At 40.5% G+C, this 15,673-nt stretch carries 11 protein-coding genes; 6 read left to right on the forward strand and 5 right to left on the reverse strand.

Annotated features, from left to right (window positions below):
- The first annotated feature begins 74 nt into the window (after positions 1–74).
- On the forward strand, positions 75–1,505 hold the full coding sequence (gene rimK / locus CHX27_RS09850) for a 30S ribosomal protein S6--L-glutamate ligase (protein ID WP_094486608.1): 1,431 nt from the start codon (positions 75–77) through the stop codon (positions 1,503–1,505).
- 80 nt (positions 1,506–1,585) lie between these two features.
- Here the strand turns inward: rimK and CHX27_RS09855 are convergent, their stop codons facing one another.
- Positions 1,586–2,476: a GAS domain-containing protein gene (locus CHX27_RS09855; RefSeq protein WP_094486609.1), complete on the reverse strand. Its 891-nt coding sequence runs from the start codon at positions 2,474–2,476 to the stop codon at positions 1,586–1,588.
- Positions 2,477–2,579: 103 nt separating this feature from the next.
- Between CHX27_RS09855 and CHX27_RS09860 the strand changes: the two genes are divergently transcribed.
- On the forward strand, positions 2,580–3,614 hold the full coding sequence (locus CHX27_RS09860; RefSeq protein ID WP_094486610.1) for a formimidoylglutamase: 1,035 nt from the start codon (positions 2,580–2,582) through the stop codon (positions 3,612–3,614).
- A 49-nt stretch (positions 3,615–3,663) separates the two neighbouring features.
- Here the strand turns inward: CHX27_RS09860 and CHX27_RS09865 are convergent, their stop codons facing one another.
- The 4 genes from CHX27_RS09865 to CHX27_RS09880 all read right to left on the reverse strand — a co-directional run bounded on the left by CHX27_RS09865 (position 3,664) and on the right by CHX27_RS09880 (position 7,474).
- The gene (locus tag CHX27_RS09865; RefSeq protein ID WP_094486611.1) at positions 3,664–4,212 is read right to left on the reverse strand and encodes a fasciclin domain-containing protein; all 549 of its coding nucleotides are present in this window, start codon (positions 4,210–4,212) and stop codon (positions 3,664–3,666) included.
- A 913-nt stretch (positions 4,213–5,125) separates the two neighbouring features.
- Entirely contained in the window at positions 5,126–5,806 is a 681-nt protein-coding gene (locus tag CHX27_RS09870) for a hypothetical protein (protein WP_094486612.1), read from the reverse strand.
- Between the two features lie 106 nt (positions 5,807–5,912).
- A complete protein-coding gene (locus CHX27_RS09875; RefSeq protein WP_133063450.1) occupies positions 5,913–6,797 on the reverse strand; it encodes a hypothetical protein in 885 nt (294 codons plus the stop codon).
- 188 nt (positions 6,798–6,985) lie between these two features.
- A complete protein-coding gene (locus CHX27_RS09880; RefSeq protein ID WP_094486614.1) occupies positions 6,986–7,474 on the reverse strand; it encodes a helix-hairpin-helix domain-containing protein in 489 nt (162 codons plus the stop codon).
- Positions 7,475–8,013: 539 nt separating this feature from the next.
- Here CHX27_RS09880 and CHX27_RS09890 point away from each other — a divergent pair.
- The 4 genes from CHX27_RS09890 to CHX27_RS09905 all read left to right on the forward strand — a co-directional run bounded on the left by CHX27_RS09890 (position 8,014) and on the right by CHX27_RS09905 (position 15,646).
- On the forward strand, positions 8,014–9,384 hold the full coding sequence (locus tag CHX27_RS09890) for a hypothetical protein (RefSeq protein ID WP_094486616.1): 1,371 nt from the start codon (positions 8,014–8,016) through the stop codon (positions 9,382–9,384).
- Positions 9,385–9,387: 3 nt separating this feature from the next.
- The gene (locus CHX27_RS09895; RefSeq protein ID WP_094486617.1) at positions 9,388–10,725 is read left to right on the forward strand and encodes an aldehyde dehydrogenase family protein; all 1,338 of its coding nucleotides are present in this window, start codon (positions 9,388–9,390) and stop codon (positions 10,723–10,725) included.
- A gap of 69 nt (positions 10,726–10,794) precedes the next feature.
- Positions 10,795–11,580 carry a DUF2189 domain-containing protein gene (locus CHX27_RS09900; RefSeq protein ID WP_094486618.1) on the forward strand — a complete coding sequence of 262 codons (786 nt, stop codon included), beginning with the start codon at positions 10,795–10,797 and terminating at the stop codon, positions 11,578–11,580.
- Between the two features lie 109 nt (positions 11,581–11,689).
- On the forward strand, positions 11,690–15,646 hold the full coding sequence (locus CHX27_RS09905; protein ID WP_094486619.1) for a PAS domain S-box protein: 3,957 nt from the start codon (positions 11,690–11,692) through the stop codon (positions 15,644–15,646).
- Positions 15,647–15,673: the final 27 nt, after the last annotated feature.

The following is a 15,673-nucleotide window of genomic DNA, read 5'->3' on the forward strand; positions in this document are numbered from 1 at the left end:
GACGCCATTTTTATTATTTTCTTAAACTTAAATCAAAATCGGCGTCTTACATTTGGCTTCTTTTACATCAGATAATGTTTGCAGATAAAGTAATTGTTGGAAGCGAAGAATGGTGCTCGTTTCCCGAATTGGGAATCCCATACATCAAGGCACGCGTCGACTCCGGAGCCAAGACCTCAGCCATTCACGCCATCAATATTTCTCCGTTTTTAAAAGACGGTGAATCGTGGGTGAAGTTCGATATCAATCCGATTCAAAACAATGTGCAAACGCTGTTGCATTGCGAAGCTAAACTCGTCGGAAAACGCGTTGTTAAAAGTTCTAGTGGCTTTCGCGAACAACGCTACGTGATCAGTTCCGTGCTTAACATCGGCGGCAGCCAATGGACGGTGGAAATTACACTGACCAACCGCGATTCGATGGGATTTCGGATGCTGCTTGGGCGCGAGGCCATGAGCGGACGCGTACTCGTTGATCCGGAACAAAAATACCTGCTCGGAATTCCTTCTTCCGACAGCATCAAAGAAGTGTACAAATTCTCGCAAGTCACTAGTTTGGGATTACGCATCGGAGTTCTAGCCAGCAATCCCGAATTGTACAGCAACAAACGAATTATGGAAGCCGGCGAGATGCGCGGACACGACATGCATTTTTTGAATATCAAAGAATGTTACATGAAACTCGACGCCACAACGCCGCAAATCAGGTATCGGGACGGCCGCATTTTAAACGACTTCGACGCAATTATTCCACGAATTCGTCCCAGCATGACCTTCTACGGAAGTGCACTCACGCGCCAATTCGAAACCTTGGGAATCTACTGTTTAAATTCTGCGGCAGCGATAACACAATCGCGAGACAAGCTATATTCTTTACAATTATTACTCAATCATGGCTTAGAAATCCCAACAACGGGATTTGCGAATTCGCCTTTAGAGACGAATGATTTAATTAAAATGGTGGGCGGACCGCCGCTGATCGTCAAGCTGCTTGAAGGAACGCAAGGAAAAGGCGTGGTTTTAGCCGAAACAAAAAAGGCGGCAGAGAGCGTAATCAATGCATTTAAAAGTGTGAACGCGAACATTCTGGTGCAAGAATTCATCAAAGAAGCGAACGGAAAAGATATTCGTTGCTTCGTGGTCGATGGAAAAGTGGTTGCTGCCATTCAGCGCGAGGCACTACCTGGCGAATTCCGGGCAAACATTCATTTAGGTGGTACGGCATCGGTCGTAAAAATCACACCACAAGAAAAGAAAATTGCAATCAAAGCCGCAAAAGCCATGGATTTAAAAGTGGCTGGCGTCGATATAATACGTTCCAGTAAAGGTCCGTTGCTGCTAGAAGTAAACTCATCACCCGGACTCGAAGGCATTGAAGGCGCTACCAATTTCGATATCGCAGGAAGCATGATCAAATCGATTGAAAAAGTTTTTGAAACTAAAAATTCGCAGTGGACCAAGAAGCATTTTAAATCGACCGACAAAAACGAAACTTCCGAAGACTAAAGACTCTACTCCTATTTCGTGAAAATAAAAAAGGTCGGACTCTATTCGAATCCGACCTTTAGTGAATTAACAATCAAATATTATTTTAAAGAGAAGGTTGTTTTAGAGAGCAATTCGTTTTTATCGAAGATATTCACATAATACGTTCCTTTCTCGAAATCTTTACCTTTTGCGTCTAAGTATTCGCAAATATCAACGGCTTCGTTGTTGTATTCTACTGTTGTAGTGAAGCTGTATGTGAGCGAAGCATCTCCAAAGGTTTCGGTTTTCTTGTCGCCAAGCACATTGTTTTTGCTGTCGATAATTTGCACGTAGTATGTACGACTTCCCGACTTAGCAATGGCATTCGCTGCTAAAGCAAAACAAACTTTCAATTTATCGGCACGACTTGCTTTCTCGGTTTCGATTTGCTTTCCAGACGAACGTTGCTTAATTGCTTGTGTGCGCAAATTCATCACAACAATTTTCGATCCTTTCTCAACGGTTTTCGCCAAATTTTCGTTCTGTACGACCAGCGTATCGTTATACTTCTTCTGCTCGCCGAGCGCCACAACGGTACTATCGCGTTGCTGAGTTAACTCTTCGTTAGCTTTCTTCAATGTTTCATTCTCAGCAATTAAAGCTTTAAACTTAGCTTGCAAATCGTTGTAACGCGTTTTAAACTGACGTAAAGCAGCGGCATCGCCTTTCGATTTCTTCAAATCTTCAATCAATTGCACCACTTTATCGCGTTCAGCAATTAATTCGTCGCTCAATTCTGTTTTCTCTTCGATAGCTTTATCGTAGATGCCTTTTTGAACAGCTAGCGAATCTAAAAGGGCATTTTTCTCCGATTTCACATCAACGATCTCGGTTTCAAGCGTTTTAGCATCGCTGGTCATCTTAAAAATATAAGCTAAACTGGCAATCAGCAATAGCGCTAAAATGACAACTACTGCTTTTAAACTTGAGTTACTTCTTTGTGTATCCATAGTTTTTATTTTTAAGACAAATCTAAAGTAAAAAGTCTTGCAATAATTTACGACTTATTAACGCAAGTTTATACTTTTACAACATAGCGTATTCGACTTTTTTATGGAGAAATTGAAATTAATTTCGGCAACAGATCTCGCCAAACGTACCAATTTTAGAAGTGGTGAAGTAAAATTTGGAGAGAAAATGCTCACGGTTCCGAAAGATGTAAGTGCCGAACATTTCATCGCCAACTGCGAAGCCAAATACGTTTTGTTTGGTATTCCGGAAGATATTGGCGTGCGAGCCAACCACGGACGTCGCGGTGCACACCAAACCTGGAACGTTGCCCTAACTGCCATAGCCAACATTCAGCACAACCGTTTTTGTAAAGGAAGTAAGATTCTCGCACTCGGCGCTATAGATACCGATGCCGAAATGGAAGCCGCCGAAAATTTGGATTATAAAGTTTCTGCCGATCGCGATGCACTAAAACTCTTGGTCGGAAAAATCGATCGCGAGGTGGCACATTTAGTATGTACGATTATTAAAGCGGGGAAAATACCTATTATTGTTGGCGGCGGACACAACAACGCCTACGGAAACATTAAAGGAACGGCACTGGCAAAAGGGAAATCGGTTAATGCCGTTAATTTAGACGCACATTCCGACTTCCGGATTCTGGAAGGCCGACATTCCGGAAACGGCTTTTCGTACGCCTACGAAGACGGATTCTTAAAAAAATATTTCGTCTTTGGTTTGCACGAATGTTATACCTCAAAGGCCGTACTCGATTTATTAAAGAAAACCGATGACCGCGTGCGTTTCAATACCTACGACGAAATTAAGGTGAAACGCCAAAAGAACTTCGAACAAGAACTTTTTCAAGCACTCTCGTTTATTAAAACCGACTATTTTGGTGTGGAAATCGATTTAGACAGCTTGCCGTTTGTGCCCAGCAGCGCGATGACAAACAGCGGATTCTCGATCGAAGAAGCGCGGCAATTTGTGTATCACTTCGGCTCGCATCCGAACGCCAGTTATTTGCATATTTGCGAAGGAGCGCCCGAATTAGAAAATACCGGCAATCCGCAATTGCTCGGAAAACTAATTGGCTATTTACTAACCGATTTCATTAAAGCTTCAGATCGAAACTAAAAAAGTCGGCCATTACGACCGACTTTCGCTCAAAACTTAAAACAAATCACTATTTATTAAGGACAACTTGATCGATCACGTGAATTACGCCATTCGATTGATTCACGTCGGCAATAGTAACGGTTGCGTTTCTTCCTTTCTCGTCGGTCAGAATCACATTCGAACCTTTAAGAGAAGCTTTTAATTTTCCGCCTTGTACGGTGGTAAACGTTGCGGTTCCGTTGCCTGCTTTAATGGCTTTCACTACATCGGCAGCGCTAAATTTGCCTGCCAAAACGTGGTACGTAAGTACTGCTTGCAGTTGTTTTTTGTTCTCTGGTTTTAACAAAGTTTCCACGGTTCCGGCCGGAAGTGCGTCGAAAGCGGCATTTGTTGGTGCAAAAACAGTAAACGGACCTTTACCCGAAAGAGTTTCTACCAAGCCAGCGGCTTTTACAGCAGCCACCAAAGTCGTGTGATCTTTGCTGTTTACGGCGTTTTCAACAATGTTTTTTGTAGCGTACATTGGTGCTCCGCCCACTTCCGGATTTTTTTGTGCATGCACTGTTGTTGCGCCAAAAAGTACAGCTGCAACTAAAATCATTTTCAACTTTTTCATAACAATTTATTTTTTTGATTATGCTTAAAGTTACGTAGAGGAACACGAAACGGTTTTAAACTTCCTGTGAATTAACGCAAGATTAACCACAGTTTAAGGATGCGCCCTTGTATATCCCTAAAATAGGTTCACCATTTAACGTATCGTTTCGCCCACCTTAACCGACAATTCGTCGGTTGTTGCCTGAGCTTGTCGAAGGCTGGTGCCTGAGCTTGTCGAAGGTTAATCTTTTCACTTTTTACTGCATCAGTTAGGCTGACCACATAGGCACAGAGTTCACAAAGTTTTTAAACAATATAAAAAAGCTTTATTTTTCTCTATCTACACTTATTTCAATTTTTTCGCTTTTTTAAATTCTTTCAATCTTTTAATCACTTCGGTTGACCACATAGGCACAGAGTTCACAAAGTTTTTACACGATGTCAAAAAGGCGTTGTTTTTCCCTTTTTACCTTCATTTCAATTTTTTCGCTTTTTTAAATCTTTTCAATCTCGAAATCTTTTAATCTCGAAATCTTTTTATTAGCTCTTCCCGTTTTCCGCTGTAGTCCTCGTAAAAAACGGCACGTTCACACGTCTTGCCGTGGGCTTCTGAGGTCGCCCGCGCAACCCGGTTCACGTAGCCGTCATTTCCTGCGGGCTGCCGCTGCAACCGGGGCTAGGGAAAATCGTTACAAACGATCGGTCACCACAAAATCTTTCGACTTTTAAATTGATTTGAAAAACATACAAGCTCTAAGCTGCAATTAAAAAATCAAAGAAAGGTTTGCCCTACTATATTGAAACTATTCACTTCTTCTTTATTCAAACACGCATTCCAAGCACACAAAAAGAGCTGCGTACTTTTTAACAATACAAACTTCGTCAAACACGTTGCCCTGAAACGCCTGAACTCGGAAAGCTTAAAAGAATGGTTACTTCCTCATTTTCAAAGGCACAAAGCGGTTCATAGTACGGGGTGTGTACTCGCCGGCTTTTTTGTACTGAATCGAATCGCGTGAACGAACTTCAATGATCTGGTACCTTTCAATATCATCTTTCCATTGATCATCAGTAATAAAATGTTTGATATCTATGGTTCCGAGGTTGATGGCGTTATCGTACGAAAGAGCATTAAGAGCATCAATTTGACTTTGCTTTTCCGCGTCGTCTGGCGACAAAGCTGTTTTAGATTGATCCAAATTTGAATACGGATAGTCTAATCCGTTTAATAACTCGTGAAAAACAAAAGATTCAGACTTTTCAAAATAAATGGGGACAACAGCATAAAACGGAAATTTTACAAAATCACCATCAAACTCTAGTCGCAAATAAATTTCTGGCGGAAAATCAATACTTGGATAACCGCAACTGATGCAAGTGTATCGTATCAAAAGTTCGTATTCTTTTGTTTTTGCATTGTATTTTAAATCGTAATCCCTCAGATATTTAAAAGTTTTGGAATCGTTGAGAAACACTTCAAGATTTTTGTAGGTATATCTGAGCGTTTCCTTCGTATTTAATTTGAACTTAAATTTAAAATGCCACAACTCACCATCTTGCGCAAGCATAAGATTTGAAATCAACAGCATTAATAGGAGCAGTACTTTTTTCATGTCACTTAATTTAATTGTGTTTTAAATCCGATTTTCTTGATAATCGGTTCTTACTGTTTAAGCTTTAAAATAACGAAATCGCAAAAAAACGGCTGTCGGTTGCAACCTACATTTTTGCAATGATGGTTTTTAAATCGTTGTCCGTTAAGTTCTCTTTCATTCGGTTTCGCTTTGACAATTTCCGATAAATGGCGTTGTATTTTTTAAGTTCTGGGCTCTCATATTTTTTTAGATACCTAATCAATAAAACTACATAGGAGTATCCCAATTGTTTCACTCCTTTGAGGCTCGTGTTTTTGTCTTGATGCTTATCAAAGTAATACTCAAAATTTTCTTTGGAAAGCTGTTTAAGGTAGGCAATTAGCTCTTCGCGCTTGTCAAATTTATCAAACAGCTCAACTTTTGCATAGGAAGAATTTGCATACGAATAATACCGCGAACCCAGTCTTTTTTGCTCTTCTTCGAGCTTTATGTTTATGGTTTGTAACGCTTGAGTGAAATCGTTCCCAATCACATAAATGTTGAAAAGCATATCTAATGCTAAAAATGTAAAGTGCTGGCTTTCCCATTCGGCTCGGGAAATGTTACTAGCCAACAGTTGTTTATAGTCGGCAATCGCTACCGTAAACTGTCTGGTTTTCATAAAATAGAGTCCGCGCTGGTGGTAGAAATTTCGCTCTTTTACAAAGTTGAAATTGCCCGTTTGAATATAATTTCGGTAGATTCTCTCAAATTCTTTTTCATAGGCTTTAATACGTAGCTTTTCCGGATTGGTTTCGGCGTTGAGGTACTGGGAAAATGGCTGGTAAACCCAATCGCCGTCGAGCAGCGCAACTTGTAGGGTGAGACGCTCCAATCGCAGCGCATCGTTCAAAGAGTCTTTTTCCAAAATTCGTGTAATATCTGCAATTCTTTGCGGATAACCTGTGGTTGGATTGGGTTGCGCTGCAAGAATGCTGGATACCAATAACAAAACGTATAAATACTTCATAAGTTCGGATTTCACAGCGCAGGAAGAGCTTTACTACTAAAGTACTAACGATTATTGATGGAGTTTATTTTAAGACCATTGAACTCATTTGAATGTCAAAACACCAGTTTCTGAATCTGTATGATTTTAGATTGTAATTTGTGTTTGAATGCGTTCCGCGAGAAAAAAAGTAGCTTTTCGTAAGCCTTCTATTTGTTTGCTGGTTCATTTCCAAAAACGTCGAACCAAGCTTTTTGAGGTCGGTTTTTCGGATAACCGTGTTCTGCGCGGAAGTTTTTTCGCGCTTGGGTAAAATCCCACCAAGTTTTTGTGGCGTCGAAGGAGTTCGCGAAATGCACGACAAGCCTAAACTGGTCTTCTACACAAGGATCTACCCAATAGCCTACCATTTGTTCGTACGCATCAAAGAGCTTTGCGCCGTCTTTATCTTTTAACTCGTCAAGTGTAAAGAAACCTAGAAAAACTAAATCTTCGGCAAACTTGATTCCGATCGACGGAATATTTTGGAAAGTTGCCAGCGCATGAATTTCTCGTGCTCGTGCGGCGGATGCGTTGAGAATGACTTCTAATTCGGCAGCTGCCAAAAGAACCAAATCGGCAATTTTGATTTTTTGCTTTCGCAGATTTGCTTTTTCGTTGGCTGTTAGCGGAAGTTTTATGTTGGTTTTGGTTTTCATATAGCGCAAAGGTCAGGAAATAGTCGATATCATCCGTTGTAAAAATTCTCAGGGTGCGCGAATTATTGAATTTTTATAGGTAACCACTGGAATAACGGACAACCTACTCTGCGAGGGTTTTAAACTCTCGCAGAGTGGGTTGATTTACATCTTCAAAACGATTTAGTTGTTATTACGCTTATTGATTTTAGATGGTGGACAAACCTTATTATGAATTCTACTTTTTAATCGAATTCAAACTTTGGGTTTATAAATCCAAAAAACTGATGATTCGAATGCAATTTCCACCGAATGTTGGCAACGTATTTCGCAGCAGCGGCAGAGCGGATTACCCCACAGCCTTGCGCCCGGGGTTCGGGTGCAGGGCGAGGAGTATGAGCGACGACGCGGCCCCACGTTATACTAATGTCACGTACGGACGTTTTTTCGTGGGGGCTGCCCAAATAATGAAAAAGAAACCGCCGATTGAAGTCGTTTTTTAAATAGTGCACTTTAAATTGAATTAGTTTTTTATCTTTAACCAACTAACTGACTTGATTATGAAAAAAATTGTATTTGCTGGACTTGTATTTGCCAGCTGCTTTAGTTACGGACAAGAGCATTTCTCGGGATTTAGCTCGTCGAGACGTGTAGGTATTTTGAATGCCGGTGCTAACCCATCGGAATTAGCGAATCTTTTTAGAACGGTTGACGTGCAAATTTTTGCTTTTGGCGTTGACGCGAGCAACAACAAGGTTGGTTTTTCGGATTTGATTAACGGTGAGAATCTGGAAGATTTGATTTTTGCTGGTGGCGAAGCAGTTGATTTTGATGTTAATACCCAAATCATGGGTCCGAGTGTAGGTTTCAAGGCCTTTGGGTGGGGTTTTGGAGTGGCTTCGCGCTCGCATATTCGCGCCAACATCAGCAACGTAAATACCGAACTGGGCGATGCGCTAACCAACAGTGCACTGAATAGCATTTTAGGTTCTAGTACCATTTCGAACAGCGAAAACCAACGGATTACTGGAACAGTATGGGGCGAATTTGCACTTAGTGCCGCTCGAAAATTGTACGACAAGAAAAATCACCAGATTAACGCCGGGATTTCTTTGAAACTTTTGTTTCCGGGAAGCTATGCCAACTTAGGAATGTCGGCTTTTCAAGGGACTATTACCAATACGGCAGGCGATGTTCGTTTGAACAATGCCGCAGCGCAAGTAAACATAGCTTATTCGGGCTCATTAGCCAATGAATTTACTGATGCGGGCGACTACTTTAGCTCGCTTTGGGGTGGTTTAAACGGTGTAGCTACCGATATCGGTGTTGATTATCAATGGAAAGGAGCCGACAATAAATACAAACTAAAAGTAGGTGCGGCTGTGTGTAACATCGGTAGCATGACTTTTAAAGATGATAATAATGCGACACGAACGTATTCGCTAGTTGTGAATGATAGCAATCCCGTAAACGGACTTGGTTTGGATTTGAATCAGTTTGAATCAATCGACGGTTTGCGCGATATTGAAAACATTTTAATTGCGAACGACGGCACCAACGGCGTTGATTTTAACTTAGAGAACGAATCGCGTGACTTTAAGGTAAAGTTGCCTACCATTTTGAATTTATACGCAGATTATCAGATTATTAGTAAACTATCGGTAACCTTATTTATGGTACAGCGTTTAAACGACGAAGGTGCTAACGACCAAATTTTGTCGCAAAATATGCTTTCGATCACACCGCGATTTACCACAGGAATGTTTGAAGGCTTTATTCCTGTAAATTTTAATGAAGTAAGTGGAACCACAGCTGGTTTAGGCTTGCGCTTAGGCGGATTTTTTATCGGATCTAATTCGATACTAACAGCAGTGTCGAGCGATTCCAAACAAGCCGACTTTTTCATCGGTTCGCGATTTGGTATTTTGTAAAACATGAAGCATATTTTTAATCCATCAGTCTCGGAACGTGTTGCAAAATTAGAGCAGCTTCGTGATTATCTTCAAAAAATAGAAGCTGAAATCGTTGCTGCTTTACATGCCGATTTAAAAAAATCGGAATTTGAAGCCGTTGCTACTGAGATTGGTTACGTGCAGGCAGTTTTGTCCGAAACGATAAAGAAACTTCCGAAATGGAGCAAAAAGCGTCGGGTTAGTCCGGCGCTTATTAATTTTCCGTCGCGCGATTATCTGCTTGCCGAGCCTTACGGAAAAGTGCTCATTATAGCTCCGTGGAACTACCCGTTTCAATTGTCGATGGTTCCGTTGATTTCGGCCATTGCAGCCGGAAATAGCGTTGTTTTGAAACCTTCGGAATACGCGCCAAAAACCGCATTATTAGTTTCTAAAATTGTCCGGGAGAACTTTAATGTAAAACAAGCCGTTGCTGTTTTGGGCGATGCGGAAATTGCAGCCGTTTTACTTGCGAAACGTTGGGATTACATTTTTTTCACGGGCAGCGTACAAACCGGAAAGTTGGTTGCACAAGCGGCGGCCAAACATTTGACACCAATTACTTTAGAACTGGGCGGAAAAAACCCTTGTATTGTAGATCGTTCGGCCGATATAGAATTGGCAGCCCGCCGTATTGTTTGGGGCAAGTTTTTAAACAACGGGCAGACCTGCATTGCGCCTGATTTTCTCTTAGTGGATGATTCTATAGCAGATTCATTAGTTGCCAATCTTAAAGTTGAGATTAAACGGATGTTTGGCGATTCTATTCAAGATAATCCGGATTATGGACGCATCGTAAATAGAAGGCAGTTTTTGCGTTTGAAAAAATATCTTGAAACGGGTGTCGATGTGATTCACGGTGGTCGAACCGACGAATTTGATTTGTATATCGAACCTACATTAGTAACCGTATCGGATGAAAACAGTTCGATCATGACCGACGAATTGTTTGGACCCATTTTGCCGATTGTTACGTATCGTTCGCAACAAGAACTCGATAAATGGCTTACGCGACTTGAAAAACCTCTAGCATTTTACATTTTTTCGAATTCAGAGGTTTTTATTGAGCAAAACACAAGACAGTATTCGGCTGGTGGCATTTGTATTAATGATACATTGGTTCAGTTTACCAACAACAAGTTGCCGTTTGGTGGTGTTGGCGAGTCGGGTTACGGCGCCTATCACGGTGCCTATTCTTTCGAGACATTTTCGCACAGAAAACCGATTGTTCGCCGAGGTTCTTGGTTGGATATTTCGCTACGCTATCCGCCGTACGCAGGAAAACTAGCTGCCTTGAAAAAATTGTTGAAATTATTTTGAAACAATACACATACAATTGCTACTAATCATTCATCTTTGAAACTATTAACAAACTAAAAACTATTTTTTATGAGCACTTTCAACGCAAACGAACCTGTGCATTTAAGTTTTGGCGAAGCGATTGAACAAACATTTAACACCTGGAAAAAAATTGCATTACTAATGGGAGGAATCCTGATCCTCCTCGGCATTGTTGCTGCGATTATTTACGGAGGAATTTTTGCTGTAATTTTCGGGACTACAGACTTGACCAACGAGATATTGAATATGCAGTCGCTCGACAATCAGACACCGCGCATGGTTCTTACCTTGATTTTTACGATTATTGCCGCGGCTGTTTTTTCACCAATTACTGCTGGACTACTTCAAATTGCGCACAATGCGGAAAGCGGAGAAGATTACTCATTTAACACCGCTTTTGAACACTATAAAAGTGTGCATGTAAAAGATATTATTTTGAGTGCTGTAATTATAAATCTAGTTTCTCAGGGATTTTCGATAGTTGGTGAACTGTTTGCCTTACAAACCGATGCCATCAGTACATTTATAGCAGGACTTTTGTCGCTTGTTTTAACGATTCTTACTTTTATGTCTATTCCGTTTATCATTTTTGGAAAACTAGATGCCGTGGAATCCATCAAAGCAAGTATATCTGTATGCGGGCGTAAGTTCTTCATCATTTTATTATTGATGATTGTTGTCGGGCTGTGTATAGGTTTAGGAATTCTTGGTTTGTGTATTGGTATCTTTTTCACGATGCCACTTTACTACACTTTACAATATAATGTCTATCGTTTGGCAATAGGAATTGATAATGTTGATGAATTATCCCAAATTGGAGAAGACAGTAATTAATCTTGATCCGAAAGTTTTATATGAAGCTGCCCTATTCGGCAGCTTTTTTTATACTGATAATTGCTAAATACTGTTAAAATTTGTAACTTTTACGCATAATTTTTAGAGCTTGAATACAAATACTGTAGATAATTGGTGGGAAATTGTGCCGTTGTATTTAGCAATGTGTGTGATTTCGTACTTATTAATCAAGAGTTTAATCAAGCTTGACAAACCCGTATTTAAACTCAAGAGAAAGAAACAAGATTTTAGTCGATTTAAAACATACAACATTCTATTTGGCGCGCTCATTAGCGGAGGCGAAATTTTTCTTTACCTGTTTTCGCTACGCCCAACTTATCAATTTATAGTAAATCTCAGTTTTGGCGTATTGCTGCTGGCGTTCAGCTTAGTGATGTATGTAAGGCCACAAACCAATGTTTTTATCAAGTCGTTTCCCAGACTAGCGTATGTAGTTTTATTGAGCTTATACATTTACAATTTTACCACAAACGGCAACAGCTTGCTCAATTTCGGAACCTTATTAGCTGTAATTTTAGGCGCGCCGTTTATCTTTCGAAATACGAAAATTCACGTTATTCTTCTTTTTTTCCTTTCGGCCAGCTTTACCTGTTTGTATCTTCTTGGATCTCTTTCGGAAGAAAAGTTGATTATATCGCTTTTTACCTTCCTCGGAATAACCATCATTCAATATCTGCGCAGTAAAGAACAGGCTGCTTCTGTGAATGGTTTGCTTTTCGCAGACGCAATTGTAAATAAGGGATTGTCTTTAGTATTAGGAACAAACATCGAAGGTGAGATTGTGTATGCAAACGATGCGATAAAAACCATTTTAGGTTATCAACCTGAAGAAGTTATGGGTATGAATTTCTGGCGACTTACCGAAGATCCCGAATTCATTGGCGCGCGTTATCACGATAATTATATTGACGAGCGTTTGTATTTGAGAAAGTTAAAGTGCGCCGACGGTACCACAAAAATCATTCAATGGAAAGATAAAAAATACGACGACAACTTAATAATCGGAATTGGGCAAGACGTAACTGGTGAAATAGACATCCAAAATAAATTTCAAACGCTTATTGAAAATGCTATCGATGCCATTTTTGAAGTAGATAACCAAGGAAATATTACCTTTTTGAATGCATTTGCACTTCGGTTACTAGGAGCAACCAAAGAAAAAGTTATCGGTAAAAAATACACACAGTACATTCGAGCCGATTACCGAAAAAAGATGTCGCATTTTTACGACTATCTGGTCGACTCCGATGCAACATTCCCTACTATTGAACTTCCCATCATCAACGAGAACGGCGATGAAATTTGGATCAGTCAGAAGATCACCATTCGACGCGATGTGAGCGGAAAAGTTATTGGATATTCAGGAATTGCAAGAAACATTACCGATTTAAAACGGATTCAAGATAGTGAAATTCTGCGTCAGCAAAAAATAGAACGCTACAGCCAAACAATCACTAAGCTTTCGCTGAACAATTACTTACGGCACAAAAATCTGACTGCCATATTGCAGTTTATTCTTCGAAAAGCATCGCAAGAAGCTAACGTACAGCACGTGAGTTACTGGGATTTCACTTCGCAAAAAATAACGTGCCAATGTTTGTTCGAAGCCGAAACGAATTCGTTTTCAAAAGGTTGGACCATCACAAGAGCGCAAGCTCCCAATTACTTTCAAGCACTCGAACAACTCAATCTAATAATCGCAAACGATGCACTAACCAACGCACATACGATCGATTTTCGCGATAAATATTTGAAGGAAAAAAATATCAAATCGCTCCTTGACGCAGCTATCATTCGAAACGGAAAAATCGTTGGTGTACTGTGCTTCGAAACCATTACCAAGCACGTATTTGATAACGAAGATATTGCTTTTATACGCTCGGTTTCCGACATCATCTCGCTGGCAATCGAAGCGCAACTGCGGAAAGATATCGAGGAAAAGTTGGCGTATCGCTCCGACTTACTAACCGCTATGGCAAAGTGTACCGAAGTATTCTTGAACAACAAGAACGCCGAAGATATGTTTGCCCAAACATTCGAAATCATCGGAAAAACAACTGATGCTGATCATATTTATTTCTATGGAAACGATCCCGTTTCAAACTTAATTTCGCAAACGTACAAGTGGGGACGACCCGGAATAGCGCTACAGATTACGCCACTCCAAAAATTCACACACCAAAATTTAAAAGAAATTACCGAGCCGCTGAAGCGCAACGAGATTTACCAGTCCTATCCGGAACAAATGGAAGACGGATTCCTCAAAACTGTGCTGTTGCAGAATGAAATCAAATCGATTTTAATACTCCCCATTTTTAAAAACGGACTTTTCTCTGGCTTCATTGGTTTCGACGATTGCAGTAAAGAACGCGAATGGACTGAAGACGAAATCTCGATTTTTCAAACTTTAGCCAATAACATTAGTAACGCTCTGGAACGCTATGAAGCCGAGCGCCTGATCTACGAATCGGAAGAGAAATTTAAGTTGTTAGCTACAAACATGCCCGGAACCATTTACCTGGCACGAAATAGTAGCGACCGACCGATTGCCTTTATCAACGATCATATAACAACGCTTAGCCAATACAGTAAAGATGATTTTTTACGAAACGGTTTAAAAATAACCGACTTATGCCATCCCGATGATTTGGCAGAAATCAATTATGAAATTAATAAAGCTGTCGCTGAAAAAACTGTTTTTTGCGTCACGTACCGTTTGCGTAAGAAAAACGGCGATTACATTTGGGTAGAAGAATACGGTGGAGTTATTGAAATTAATTCGACGGTACATTTCATCGAATCGATTATCATCGACATTAGTGGTCGGAAACAAACCGAGTTGGCTTTGGAAGCACGCGATTTTGCTGAAGCTGCCAACAAAGCAAAGTCGGAATTTCTCGCTAATATGTCGCACGAAATTCGAACGCCACTCAACGGCATTATCGGATTTACCGATTTACTGATGAAAACCAATCTGCAAGACATACAAAAGCAGTACATGGCAACCATCAATCAATCGGCCTCTTCCCTACTCGATGTCATTAACGACATCTTGGATTTTTCAAAGATCGAAGCAGGAAAATTAGACCTCGACTTCCATCCGACCGATGTGCGGGAAATGGTCGACCAAGTGCGGGATTTGATTTCATATGAAGCCAATCAGAAAGAACTCGACTTTATCATAGACATCGACGCTGATGTGCCGCAATCTATCGAAATAGATTCTGTTCGCTTAAAGCAGATTCTTATAAACCTGCTCGGAAATGCTGTGAAGTTTACCAATGAAGGATCCATATCATTTCGAATCATTTCACTCGAAGCCAGCGAAACATGCCTACACAAGTTACGTTTTCAAGTTGCCGATACCGGAATTGGAATTCGACAAGAAAACCGAGACAAAATATTCAAAGCTTTTTCGCAAGAAGACAATTCTACGACACGAAAATTTGGTGGAACCGGCTTAGGATTGAGTATTTCAAACCAACTTTTAGGCTTGATGAACAGCAAACTTCACGTCATCAGCGAAATAAATCACGGAAGTACATTTTATTTCGATCTCCATGTAAAGATTGCCAAGCCGCAAGTAATCGAAATCGTAGAAAAACCGACTGTGGTTGAAAATCCTGTTGTTCCAGAATCGCTCGATTCTTTAGCGAATGAGAACCTTCAAATTCTGTTGGTTGAAGACAACAAGGTGAATATGTTGCTTATTAAAACTATTTTGAAGCAAATGTTACCTAATGCCAATCTGGTCGAAGCTGAAAATGGCGCCATTGCGGTAAATCGCTGTGCAGAACAAAACTTCGATTTTATCTTTATGGACATCCAAATGCCGGAGTTAAACGGTTACGAAGCCACTCACGCCATAAGAAATATTAAACGGTTTGAAAAAGTTCCGATCATTGCGCTTACTGCCGGAACTGTAAAAGATGAACGCGATCGTTGTTTGGAAGCCGGCATGAACGACTACGTTTCGAAACCTATTTTAAAGGGAACTATCGAACGTGTTTTACAGACTTGGCTACTCAAAACGCCGATTTTTTAATATCGTTTTTCCAAAACTGATCGCAAC

It is taken from the genome of Flavobacterium aurantiibacter, from assembly GCF_002251775.1.
Taxonomy (GTDB): Bacteria; Bacteroidota; Bacteroidia; order Flavobacteriales; family Flavobacteriaceae; genus Flavobacterium; species Flavobacterium aurantiibacter.

Coding starts and splice junctions, on each gene's coding strand:
- rimK (WP_094486608.1), top strand. CDS start 75: ATGTTTGCAGATAAAGTAATTGTTGGAAGCGAAGAATGGTGCTCGTTT.
- CHX27_RS09855 (WP_094486609.1), bottom strand. CDS start 2,476: ATGGATACACAAAGAAGTAACTCAAGTTTAAAAGCAGTAGTTGTCATT.
- CHX27_RS09860 (WP_094486610.1), top strand. CDS start 2,580: ATGGAGAAATTGAAATTAATTTCGGCAACAGATCTCGCCAAACGTACC.
- CHX27_RS09865 (WP_094486611.1), bottom strand. CDS start 4,212: ATGAAAAAGTTGAAAATGATTTTAGTTGCAGCTGTACTTTTTGGCGCA.
- CHX27_RS09870 (WP_094486612.1), bottom strand. CDS start 5,806: ATGAAAAAAGTACTGCTCCTATTAATGCTGTTGATTTCAAATCTTATG.
- CHX27_RS09875 (WP_133063450.1), bottom strand. CDS start 6,797: ATGAAGTATTTATACGTTTTGTTATTGGTATCCAGCATTCTTGCAGCG.
- CHX27_RS09880 (WP_094486614.1), bottom strand. CDS start 7,474: ATGAAAACCAAAACCAACATAAAACTTCCGCTAACAGCCAACGAAAAA.
- CHX27_RS09890 (WP_094486616.1), top strand. CDS start 8,014: ATGAAAAAAATTGTATTTGCTGGACTTGTATTTGCCAGCTGCTTTAGT.
- CHX27_RS09895 (WP_094486617.1), top strand. CDS start 9,388: ATGAAGCATATTTTTAATCCATCAGTCTCGGAACGTGTTGCAAAATTA.
- CHX27_RS09900 (WP_094486618.1), top strand. CDS start 10,795: ATGAGCACTTTCAACGCAAACGAACCTGTGCATTTAAGTTTTGGCGAA.